Genomic DNA, 11228 nt, shown 5'->3' with positions numbered 1-11228 from the left:
TTCCCACCTGCCTTCAGTTAGCCGGACATATCGTTGACTTTCTCATCTCGAAATAGGCCTTATCAGGATATTTTGGATGATTTGGCCCATAACAAGTCGTAGAAACAGCCACCTCGTCACACGGCAAGAAGTGCACCTGCAGCAAGCACACCTTTTCATCATACCTAGGTACATTCACAGTCGCCTTGTGACGGGTGTAACTTGAGGCATGCCTCAAATAATCACTCTTATCCAACCCCCCATATTTATCTCGTTTTATAACGGTACGGGGATTGGGATCCTTCTCCCATTCCACAATAACTTTCAAATTTGGATTCCATCTCTTTGGAATTACCCCACAACAAACTTGACTACCATCTCCCTGATAAGGACCTAAGTTCGGTCCGCCAGCACCATTCACCGTAAATTCGTTAATCGCCGCCGGAGTATGGTTGTAACCCATGATAGGTGCAGACAGCACTTCAGGCCCAGCTTGGCATGCCACCAGCCCAAAGAAGGCGCTGAGAAAAACCACCAACCAAATGGACTTTTTATTTCCCACACAGATCAAGTTCATCAACTTTTGCATGGCATATCCCTCATAGGATAGTTATAAGGATATCCAAAATACCCCGGAGAAGTGGCTGCAGCAGCTACACGAACCTGATTGCAAGGTAGAAAGTGCACCCTCAATGGACCAGGGTTGTCGTACCTTGGTATTTCGACTACGGCTTTATGACGAGTGTATGTTTTTCTTTGAGCCTTCATACGGGTTCTCCACTCATCTGAAAAAGTCGGTTCCGACCAATCTGCAGAGGAATAGGGCTCTGGGTCTACTTCCCACTCTACAACAGCTCTCAACTCAGAGTTCCAATGGCGAGGGACTACACTACAACATACTTGACTACCACCACCTTGGTTCGGCCCAATATTTGGCCCACCAGCCCCATTCACAGTAAACCAATTAATTGACGACGAAGTATGGTTATACCCCATGACTGGTGCAGGCAACATTTCAGGAGCAGCCTGGCATCCTCCCGAAGGAAGAATTCCACAAAAAAAGCAAACCAACCAAACATACTTTTTCATGCACCTCATCACCAAGACCTCTTGCATCAAGACTCCTTAGTATCAGAACAAGCCCTCTCCGGACAATCCGAATGAGAAGATACATATAAAGCAGTTGAAATCGCAGTCTTATCACATCGAAAGAAAATTTACTTTCAGCGAGCAAATTCTCTTACTTTCATAGCGGGGTATATCAACAACTGTTTTGTGACGCGTATAACCTTCAGCATGTCGTCGATAATCCTGCATATCCAGATTCCCGTGTCGATCTCGCTTGAGATCAGCATTAGGGGCAGGATCAACCTCCCACTCTACAATTGCCTCCAAACCCGGCACCCAGTACTTTGGAATCACACCACAACATACCTGCCCACCTCCGCCCTGGTGAGGGCCCAGGTTTGGCCCCTCTGTCCCATTCACCGAAAACCAATTGATCGCCGCGGACGTATGGTTGGAACCCATCACCGGCGCCGCCAGCATGTCCGGCCCGCTCTGGCAGCCTACGGCCAGCAGGGGCCCCGGAAGCAGGGCGGGAAGGCCGATGCCGCGCGCGTTCATGCGCGACTCGTTCCCGCCGGGGAAAAGCCGGGGCCGGGGGTCTGTTCGCGCAGCCACTGGGCGACGAAGGCATCGCGCTGGTCGAAGTCCTGCAAGCCCTGGCGGTCGGCGGCCAGGTGCGCCTGGACCAGATGCTGGAGCAGGCTTTCCTGGCCGCCCAGGCCATGCTCGCGGGGCAGCACGAAGTATTCGCGGCGGTAGGCTTCGGCCTCGCTCCAGGCGCGCAAGGCGGCGACTTGGTGCGCTTCCAGGCGGAGGGCCGCTTGCAGCGGCGGCGTCTCGTGGGCCTGGTAATGACCGGCCAGCTCCCTCGGCCGGCCGTCGCGGTCCAGCCAGTGCCAGCTGGAAACCGGGGCATGCAGGTAGCGGCTCTGCCAGGGGTCGAGCATGTCGCTGACGGCCATGAACAGGCCCGGCTCGTAGAAGCGCAGCACGCCGCTGGAACGACCCTGGTTCCACTCAGCCTGGGTGCAGCTGCGCAGGTGCTCGCCCAGGCGCGGCAACGGCCAGGGGCTGAACAGGAGCATCAGGTGGCGGCGGCAGTCGATGCGCTCGAGCAGCTCGTCCAGCCAGGCCGCGTGGCCGTCTTCCAGGCGCAGCAGCAGCGGGCCCTCGTCGGCCAGGGCGGCCTCCGGGGTTTGCTCCAGCAATTTGAACAGCGCCGGAGGATCGCTTTGCCGCGCGAGCTCGGCGAGCAAGGGATAGTCGTCCAGCCCGGTGGCATCGACCAATACATCGATGTGGGTCTGCAAGCCGCGATCGCGGGAGCGCTGCCACAGCTCGCGGGCCCAATGGCGGGGGTTCGGCGTCATCGCGGTTCCTCAGCGCTCGGCGAGCGCCTGGCCTCTTTTCTTCGCCTGTAGCAGGCACTCTTCGCAAACCGGTTGTCGCGGCGGCAGGTTGGCCGCGACCGCCTCGGGTGGCGCGCCGGGGCTGTCCTGGTCGGCCATGCCCGGCACCCGCGGCATCTTGATCGCGATCCCCGAGCCGCTTCCCGGCGCGCCGCCTGCATTGATCCGTGCCAGCGGGCCGCTGATGGCGATGCCGCTTGCGTCAAGCCGGATGAAGCTGCCGCCGGCCTTCACCGTCAGTTCGCTGTCAGCCTCGATCACCATCTTCTGCCCGGCCTTCAGGTGGATCTCGCGCCCGGCCCTGGCCAGGTAGGCACGACCGAGCTTCACGTGCTGGCTGTCGCCGACCGTCAGGTGGTCATCGGCCTTCAGCTCGACCTTGCGCTCTCCGTGCACGGTGTGATGCTCCTCGGCCTTGAACTCGCTGTAGCTGTTCGCCTCCACGGTGTCGTGGCGTTCGTGGCCGACGCGGATCTTCTGGTCGTGCTCGATGTTCTCGTCCCAGTCGCGCTGGGCATGGACGAAGATCTGTTCCTGGCCCTTGCGATCCTCGATGCGCAGCTCGTTGTAGCCACCGCCGCCAGGGCTGCTGAGGCTCTTGAAGACGCTGCGGGTCTGGTTCGCCGGCAACTCGTAGGGCACCGGGTGGGCGGCGTGGTAGACGCAGCCGCTGACCAGCGGCTGGTCAGGATCGCCTTCGAGGAAGTCCACCAGCACTTCCATGCCGACCCGCGGAATGACGAGGCCGCCATAGCCGTTGCCGGCCCAACCGCTGGCTACGCGCAGCCAGCAACTGCTCTTGTCGTCGCCCTGGCCCTCGCGGTCCCAGTGGAACTGCACCCTGACCCGGCCGTAGCGGTCGCAGTGGATTTCCTCGCCCGGCGGGCCGGTCACCACCGCGGTCTGGCTGCCCAGCACGCGCGGCTTCGGGTGCTCCAGCGGCGGGCGGAAGAACACCTCCCAGGGCGTGGCGAGGAAGCGGTTGCGGTAGCCCTGCTGGAAGTCGTCCGTGCTGGCCGACGTGTCGGAGGTAACGTTCTCTTCCAGCACCTGCGGCTGCTTGCCTTCGTGGAAGATTTCGCTGAGCAGCCACAGGTCGTTCCACTCCGCACGCGGGTGCTCGGCGATCTCCAGGAAATGCCCGCTGACCAGCAGCGGCTGGTCGCTGACCCCTTCGCCCAGGCGCCGGTCGGCGCGGTGGCGCTCCAGGGCGCGCTGGCTGAGCAGCTTGCCGCGCTGGCGATCGACGAAGCGACCGGGGTAGTCGTAGTCCTCCAGGTCCGGCTCGGCCGGGGCGTCGGCAGCGGGGCGATTGCCGGCCTCCAGCAGCAGCCGCGGCTTCTCGAAGTCGTAGTCGCGGCGAGTGGTGCGCGTGGTGCGGCTGGCCAGGCGCAGGCTGAAGCGCTTGATCACCGGTTCGTCGGCGACCAGCCCGCTGTCGTGCACGTAGGCGGTGGGACGGCCCAGGCGGGGGAACACCGTCTGGTCGTCGCCGAACACCAGCAGGTGCGCCTCGGCGCTGTGCCGGAAATGGAAATGGATGCCCTCTTCGGCACAGAGGCGCTGGACGAAATGCAGGTCGCTTTCGTCGTACTGCACGCAGTATTCGCGCTCGGGATACCGGGTGCCGAGCTGGAAGCGGTAGGCGTCGGCGAGGATGCCGTGCTCCTCGAGGATCAGGGCGACGATCTGCGGCACCGTGAGGTGCTGGAATATCCGCTGGTTGTTGCGCTGGGCGAGGTAGGCCAGGTGCGGGACGAGGGTGAGGCGATAGCGGGTCAGGCGCTTGCCGGCATCGCCCTGGGCAGCGCCGTAGACCAGGCCGTGGACACCCTGGCCCTGCGGGGTGAAGGCGAGGAAGGCGGGCCGGTGGAGGAACGTTTCGAGGTCGAGGCCGGCGCGCGCTCCGACCAGTTCGAGTTCGAAACGGTAGGGGCGACTGATGCCTTCGTGGCCGTTGAAGGCGAGGACCTGCAGGTCGTGGCGGAAGCCGTCGAGGGTGAGGCTGAAGTGGGTCTGGTTGGCCGGGTTGAACATCCGCTGTCCCCTGTTGCTCGAAAAACCTGCACGGCTGGCGTCCCTGTTCGCCGTGGTCGCTCCGAAGAGCGGGATAGCGCGGATGCTACGTCAAAAAAACTGTGCAAATTGTTGCGCACATCGCCGGAAAACCGCGGTGCGCCTGACCCTCGACAGTATGTAACAAAATATTTCAGATAAATTCGACGAGCGAAGGACCGCCCCCGTCCCGGGCCGGCCCTTGCGCAATCAGCCTTGCAGACGCTGCGCCAAACGCTCCTGAAGTTGTGCGAGCACTTCCGGGTCGCCCTGCTTCGCCGCATGGATGCCGAGGTTCTCGCCGCTGAAGCGCGGGACGATGTGGAAATGGATGTGGAAGACCGTCTGCCCGGCGGGGGCGCCATTGAACTGGGCGACCTGCACGCCGTCCGGCTGCACCTCCTCGACCAGGGCGCGGGTCAGGCGCTGGACCACGGCCATGACCTTGGCCAGGTTCTGCGCATCGATCTCGAGCAGGTTGCGCGCCTCGGCGTGCTTGGGAATCACCAGGGTATGCCCGTAGGACTGCGGGAACAGATCGAGGAAGGCGAGCACGTCCTCGTCTTCGTAGACCTTGTAGCAGGGAGCTTCGCCGCGAATGATCTTGGCGAAGATGTTCTGGGAATCGTAAACGCCGTGCAGACTCATGGAGGCTTTCCTTGAACGAACCGGAATAGACCTGCGCACCATACCGGCTCGCTCCCCGCTCGTCACGACGTGATGCGTCGCGCGCTCCACACACTTCGAAAGAAATTGTCACAAGCCCGTCATCACCCTTCCCTACTTTCGTAGCACTCGCCGGATGGCCCCGCCGTCTCGCACAGCCACCTCCTCAACATAGGGAAATGCGTCATGACCCCAGGTTATCCCCTCGCCCTCTCTCTTGCCGTCTCCATGGCCGTGCTCGGCAGCGCCTTGCCGGCCCAGGCGCGCCAGGACGATCCGTCGCTGTTCAACCGCCAGGCCCGTGGCGAACTCAGCGAATACGGCGGCGCACGGCGCGTCGAGCAGGACCTGACCCAGGCCCTGAAGCAGTCGCTGTCGAAGAAGAAGGCGAAGAACGTGATCCTGCTGATCGGCGACGGCATGGGCGACTCCGAGATCACCGTGGCGCGCAACTACGCGCGCGGCGCGGGCGGCTACTTCAAGGGTATCGATGCGCTGCCGCTGACCGGCCAGTACACCCACTACTCCCTGCACAAGGACAGCGGCCTGCCGGACTACGTGACCGATTCCGCCGCCTCCGCCACCGCCTGGACCACCGGGGTCAAGTCGTACAACGGCGCAATCGGCGTGGATATCCACGAACAGCCACACCGCAACCTGCTGGAGCTGGCCAAGCTCAACGGCAAGGCCACCGGCAACGTCTCCACCGCCGAGCTGCAGGACGCCACCCCGGCCGCCCTGCTCGCCCACGTCACCGCTCGCAAGTGCTACGGCCCCGAAGCCACCAGCAAGCAGTGCCCGAGCAATGCCCTGGAGAACGGCGGCGCCGGCTCGATCACCGAGCAATGGCTGAAGACCCGCCCTGACGTGGTCCTCGGCGGCGGCGCCGCGACCTTCGCGGAAACCGCCAAGGCTGGCCGCTATGCCGGCAAGACCCTCCGCACCCAGGCCGAAGCCCGCGGCTACCGGATCGTCGAGAACCTCGACGAGCTGAAAGCCGTGCGCCGCGCCAACCAGAAGCAGCCGCTGATCGGCCTGTTCGCGCCGGGCAACATGCCAGTGCGCTGGCTCGGTCCGACCGCCACCTACCACGGCAACCTGAACCAGCCGGCGGTGAGCTGCGAGGCGAACCCGAAGCGCACCGCCGACATCCCGACCCTGGCGCAAATGACCAGCAAGGCCATCGAGCTGCTGAAGGACAATCCGAACGGCTTCTTCCTGCAGGTCGAGGGCGCGTCCATCGACAAGCAGGACCACGCCGCGAATCCGTGCGGCCAGATCGGCGAGACCGTCGACCTCGACGAAGCCGTGCAGAAGGCCCTGGCCTTCGCCAAGGCCGATGGCGAGACCCTGGTGATCGTCACCGCCGACCACGCCCACTCCAGCCAGATCATCCCGCCGGAAACCGCCGCGCCGGGGCTGACCCAACTGCTCACGACCAAGGACGGCGCGCCGCTGGCGATCAGCTACGGCAACTCCGAGGAAGGCTCCCAGGAGCACACCGGCACCCAGTTGCGCATCGCCGCCTACGGCCCGCAGGCGGCCAATGTCACCGGCCTGACCGACCAGACCGACCTGTTCTTCACCATCCGTCGCGCACTGAACCTGCGCGACTGATCGGACCAGAACGAAAAAGGCGCGCCGGTTTCGACCGGCGCGCCTTTTTCATTTCGCGCGGCATCCCTGGAACTAGCCCTCAACCTGGCTCCACTGCTTGGCCAGGCGCTTGTCCGAGACCGGCAGCCGGGTCCCCAGTTGCTGGGCGAACAACGAGACCCGGTACTCCTCCAGCATCCAGCGATACACCTGCAACTCGGCGTCGCGCTTGCCTTCCTGGGCGTGCTTGGCGAGGCGCGCCTGGTATTGCGCCCAGAGTTCGCCCAGCTCGCCGCTCCACACCCGGTCGCGCTGGACCTGGCCGGCGACCTTGTCCAGGCGCTGCTCGATGGCCTTGAGGTAACGCGGATACTCCTTCAACCACTCCAGCGGGGTGGCGCGGACGAACCCCGGATACACCAGGTTGGCCAGTTGGCCCTTGACGTCGTTCAGCGGCACGGTCATGGCCAGCTCGACCTTGCCCTTGAAGCGCTTCTGCAGGCCGTGCCAGAGCTTGAGGATATCCAGCACCAGGCGTGCCAGGCGCTCGGCGTGCTCGTTCCAGGCAGCGCGCTTGCGCTCGGCCAGCGCGGCCAGGGCGGCGCCGTCGCGCGGCAGGCTTTCGCCCTGCAGCACGCAACTGTCGAGACTGGCCAGGAGGATGTCCTCGACCAGCGCCTCGACCCGTCCCAGCTCGCGGTACAGCAGGCCCATCTCGGTCTGCCCCGGCAGCTTGGCGCGCAGGTACTTGGCCGGCTCGGCCAGTTGCTGCAACAGCAGTCGTTGCAGGGCGCGGCGGTGTTGGTAGTCGGCCTCGGCCTGGGTCGGGAAGCGCCCTTCCTTGACCTCGCCCTGCTCCTCCACCAGCGCCGGGTATACCGTCATCGACAATCCGGCGACCTTCTGCTGGGCCTTCTCGGCGACGCTGGCGAAGGCCTTGGCCTCCACCGGACGCTGCTGTTCCTTGTCGGCCTGGGGAATCGCCAGGGCCGCCTGGCTGGCTTCGGCGAAACGCGCGGTGAGTTCGGCCAGGTCGCGGCCCTCGCCGAGGAACTTGCCTTGGGCGTCGACCACCTCGATGTTCATCCGCAGGTGATCGTCCAACTGCGTCGCCGCCTCGGCCCAGGCCTCGTCGGCTACCCGCACGCCGGTCATGCGCTGAAGCTCGCGGCCCAGCGCCTGCGGCAGCGAACCTTCGCCGAAGGTGATGCGCTCCAGGGCGGCGCGGACGAAGTCCGGTACCGGCACGAAGCTCTTGCGGATCGCCTTCGGCAGGTTGCGCACCAGCGCCACCGCCTTGTCGTAGAGCAGGCCGGGCACCAGCCAGTCGATGCGTTCGGCCGGCAATTGCGGCAGCAGCGGCGCCGGTACCCGCACGGTGACGCCGTCGCGCGCGGTGCCGGGCTCGAACTGGTAGCTCAGCGACAGGTGCAGATCGCCCAGGCGCAGGCGATCCGGGTACTGCGCCGCAGTGACTTCGCTGGCTTCGCGGGCCAGCACGTCTTCCTCGCGCATCAGCAGCAGGTCCGGCTGGTTCTGCCGCTCGCGGGCGTACCATTTCTCGAAACTGGCGGTCTGGTAGATGTCCGCCGGCAGGCGCGCGTCGTAATAGGCGAACAGGGTTTCCTCGTCGGCCAGGATGTCGCGCCGGCGTGCCTTGGCTTCCAGCTCGTCGAGCTTTTCCAGCAACTGCCGGTTGGCGCTCAGGCACCTGGCGCGGCTGTTGATCTCGCCGCGCACCAGGCCTTCGCGGATGAACAGCTCGCGCGCCACCGGCGGGTCGATCGGACCATAGTGCACCGGACGTCGACCGATGACGATGAGGCCGTAGAGGGTGACCTGCTCGAACGCCACCACCTGGCCGCGACGCTTCTCCCAGTGCGGCTCGAAGTGGTTGGTCTTGATCAGGTGCCCAGCCAGCGGCTCCAGCCAGTCCGGCTCGATCTTCGCGACCATTCGGGCGAACAGCTTGGTGGTCTCCACCAGTTCCGCGGCCATGATCCATTGCGGGCGCTTGCGAGCGATGCCGCTGGACGGATGGATCCAGAAACGTCGCTGGCGAGCGCCGAGGTAGTCGCCTTCCTCGGCCTTCTGCCCGATCTGGCTGAGCAGGCCGGACAGGATCGCTTTGTGGACCGCCGCGTAATCGATCCCCGGTACCTCGCGTTCGTTGTCGGCCGACGCGCCTTTCTTCGCCTCCGGCTTGCGCGCCTCGGCCTTGGCCGGACGCCCGAACGGCAGCTTCAGTTCGCGGCAGATCAGGGTCAGTTGGCGATGGGCGTCGCGCCACTCACGCAGGCGCAGGTAGTTGAGGAAGTTCTTCCGGCACCAGCTGCGCAGGGCGTTGGAGCCCAGCGCCTGGCGCTGTTCCTCGAAGCCACGCCAGAGATTGATCAGCGCGGCGAAGTCGGAATCCGGATCCTTCCATTGCGCGTGCGCCTGGTCGGCGGCCTGCTGCCGCTCCACCGGACGCTCGCGCGGGTCCTGCACGGACAGCGCGCTGGCCACCGTCAACACTTCCTCGAGGCTACCCTGCTGGGCCGCCTCCAGCAGCATGCGGCCCAGCCTCGGGTCGATCGGCAGGCGCGCCAGTTGGCGCCCCAGCGGGGTCAGCTGGCCTTCGCGGTTGACCGCCGACAGTTCCTGCAGAAGGGTGAAGCCGTCCTTGATCGCCTTGCCGTCCGGCGGCTCGATGAAGGGGAACGCCTCGATGTCGCCGAGGCGCAGGTGCAGCATCTGCAGGATCACCGCGGCCAGGTTGGTGCGGAGGATTTCCGGGTCGGTGAAGGCCGGACGCGCGTTGAAGTCCTCCTCGCTGTAGAGACGCACGCATATGCCCGGCTCGACCCGTCCGCAACGGCCCTTGCGCTGGTTGGCGCTGGCCTGCGACACCGCCTCGATGGGCAGCCGCTGGACCTTGGCGCGGTAGCTGTAGCGGCTGATCCGCGCGGTGCCGCTGTCGATCACGTAACGGATGCCCGGCACCGTCAGCGAGGTTTCCGCGACGTTGGTGGACAGCACGATCTTGCGTCCCGGGCGCGGCTGGAAGATCTTCTGCTGCTCGGCCGGGGTCAGTCGTGCGTACAGCGGCAGCACCTCGGTGTGGCGCAGGTTGGCCTTGCGCAGCATCTCCGCGGCGTCGCGGATCTCCCGCTCGCCGGGGAGGAACACCAGCACGTCGCCGGGCCGCTTGCCGACCTCGCGTTCGTGGGCGGCGATCTCGTCGAGGGCGGCGAGGATGCCCTGGTCCACCGACAGGTCGTCCTCGACCCGGTTGCCCTCCTCGTCGGTTTCCGCCGCCAGCGGCCGGTACCAGGTCTCCACCGGATAGGTGCGGCCGGAAACCTCGATCACCGGGGCGCCGTCGAAATGCCGGGAGAAACGCTCCAGGTCGATGGTCGCCGAGGTGATGATCAGCTTCAGGTCCGGACGCCGGTGCAACAGGGTCTTCAGGTAGCCGAGGAGGAAGTCGATGTTCAGGCTGCGCTCGTGGGCTTCGTCGACGATCAGCGTGTCGTAGCGCTCCAGGTAGCGGTCGTGCTGGGTCTCGGCCAGGAGGATGCCGTCGGTCATCAGCTTGACCAGGGTGCTGTCGTCGCTCTGGTCCTCGAAGCGCACCTGGTAGCCGACCAGCGCGCCCAGCGGCGTGCCGATCTCTTCCGCGACCCGCGTCGCCACGCTGCGCGCCGCCAGCCGACGCGGCTGGGTATGGCCGATCAGGCCGTGGATGCCGCGCCCCAGCTCCAGGCAGATCTTCGGCAACTGGGTGGTCTTGCCCGAGCCGGTCTCGCCGGCGATCACCACCACCTGGTGGGCGGCGATGGCGGCCTTGATCTCGTCGCGCTTGGCGGCGATCGGCAGGCTGTCGTCGTAGCGGATCGCCGGCACGCTGGCGCGCCGCGCCTCGACCTTGGCGCAGGAGGCCTGGAAGCGCTCGACCCACTGCGCCAGGCGCGCGTCGTCGGGCTGCTTGCGCAGTTCGTGGAGCTGCCGGCGCAAGCGGTGGCGGTCGCTGATCTGGGCCTGGTCGAGGCGCCGGACGAGTTGGTCGAGGGAAGGAGTCTGGTCGGTCATCTAGGCTTTTCGAATGCTGTGAGCGTGCCGCAGTCGCGGAGGACGGGAAGAAGCTCCGGCCACTGCCGAGGCGAAAAATATTCGGAATTGTCGCAGATTTGAGCGGAAGAGGACGAATCCCGGTTAACGCTCGCTGCCGCTATACGGCCGACGCTGCTGCTGGGCGATGGCCCTCTCAGCGCCCCAGTCGTTTGAGCACCTCGGGGCCGGCGCGATCCAGCAATACCTGGATCAGTTCCAGACACGGCTGATCGGCAGACGGCGTATTTCTTCGGCCAGGGCAGGATCGAGGCGGGCCATGGGGGTTTCCTCCGGCAGGTGATGCGCTGCAGGCACGTCCGCACAGGCCCGCTCACCCCGCAACCGACTGCCAGCAACGAA

The 11228-nt window shown here is 65.1% G+C and carries 7 protein-coding genes and 1 pseudogene; 1 reads left to right on the top strand and 7 read right to left on the bottom strand.

Annotation, left to right across the window (positions count from 1 at the left end; all coding sequences use genetic code 11):
- Positions 1-13: 13 nt before the first annotated feature.
- The 6 genes and pseudogenes from tli1a (AC4OR5_RS14785) to AC4OR5_RS14760 all read right to left on the bottom strand — a co-directional run bounded on the left by tli1a (AC4OR5_RS14785) (position 14) and on the right by AC4OR5_RS14760 (position 5159).
- Positions 14-568 carry an immunity protein Tli1a gene (tli1a, locus tag AC4OR5_RS14785; RefSeq protein WP_033956719.1) on the bottom strand — a complete coding sequence of 185 codons (555 nt, stop codon included), beginning with the start codon at positions 566-568 and terminating at the stop codon, positions 14-16.
- Positions 556-1068, bottom strand: coding sequence for a Tli1a family immunity protein (tli1a, locus tag AC4OR5_RS14780; RefSeq protein ID WP_484292329.1), 513 nt, complete (start codon positions 1066-1068; stop codon positions 556-558). The genes tli1a (AC4OR5_RS14785) and tli1a (AC4OR5_RS14780) overlap by 13 nt, the downstream gene beginning before the upstream one ends.
- Positions 1069-1094: 26 nt before the next feature.
- Positions 1095-1605, bottom strand: a pseudogene (tli1a, locus tag AC4OR5_RS14775) (Tli1a family immunity protein).
- Positions 1602-2417 carry a toxin Tle1 chaperone Tla1 gene (gene tla1 / locus AC4OR5_RS14770; RefSeq protein WP_058160259.1) on the bottom strand — a complete coding sequence of 272 codons (816 nt, stop codon included), beginning with the start codon at positions 2415-2417 and terminating at the stop codon, positions 1602-1604. The pseudogene tli1a (AC4OR5_RS14775) and the gene tla1 overlap by 4 nt, the downstream one beginning before the upstream one ends.
- Positions 2418-2426: 9 nt before the next feature.
- Positions 2427-4493, bottom strand: coding sequence for a type VI secretion system Vgr family protein (locus AC4OR5_RS14765; protein ID WP_122379224.1), 2067 nt, complete (start codon positions 4491-4493; stop codon positions 2427-2429).
- A 228-nt stretch (positions 4494-4721) separates the two neighbouring features.
- Positions 4722-5159, bottom strand: coding sequence for an HIT family protein (locus tag AC4OR5_RS14760; RefSeq protein ID WP_003091638.1), 438 nt, complete (start codon positions 5157-5159; stop codon positions 4722-4724).
- A 204-nt stretch (positions 5160-5363) separates the two neighbouring features.
- Here AC4OR5_RS14760 and phoA point away from each other — a divergent pair, with 204 nt between their 5' ends.
- Positions 5364-6794 (top strand): alkaline phosphatase, encoded by a 1431-nt coding sequence (gene phoA / locus AC4OR5_RS14755; protein WP_003091639.1) that lies wholly within the window; start codon positions 5364-5366, stop codon positions 6792-6794.
- 72 nt (positions 6795-6866) lie between these two features.
- On the opposite strand, the gene hrpA is transcribed toward phoA, so the two are convergent.
- Entirely contained in the window at positions 6867-10847 is a 3981-nt protein-coding gene (gene hrpA / locus AC4OR5_RS14750; RefSeq protein ID WP_023095336.1) for an ATP-dependent RNA helicase HrpA, read from the bottom strand.
- Positions 10848-11228 lie beyond the last annotated feature (381 nt).

Source organism: Pseudomonas sp. YA1 (assembly GCF_058680555.1).
The sequence above is the reverse complement of the archived record's forward strand: the minus strand, read 5'-3'. Positions and strand labels throughout refer to the sequence as shown.

Coding starts and splice junctions, on each gene's coding strand:
- tli1a (WP_484292329.1), bottom strand. CDS start 1,068: ATGAAAAAGTATGTTTGGTTGGTTTGCTTTTTTTGTGGAATTCTTCCT.
- AC4OR5_RS14760 (WP_003091638.1), bottom strand. CDS start 5,159: ATGAGTCTGCACGGCGTTTACGATTCCCAGAACATCTTCGCCAAGATC.
- hrpA (WP_023095336.1), bottom strand. CDS start 10,847: ATGACCGACCAGACTCCTTCCCTCGACCAACTCGTCCGGCGCCTCGAC.
- tla1 (WP_058160259.1), bottom strand. CDS start 2,417: ATGACGCCGAACCCCCGCCATTGGGCCCGCGAGCTGTGGCAGCGCTCC.
- AC4OR5_RS14765 (WP_122379224.1), bottom strand. CDS start 4,493: ATGTTCAACCCGGCCAACCAGACCCACTTCAGCCTCACCCTCGACGGC.
- phoA (WP_003091639.1), top strand. CDS start 5,364: ATGACCCCAGGTTATCCCCTCGCCCTCTCTCTTGCCGTCTCCATGGCC.
- tli1a (WP_033956719.1), bottom strand. CDS start 568: ATGCAAAAGTTGATGAACTTGATCTGTGTGGGAAATAAAAAGTCCATT.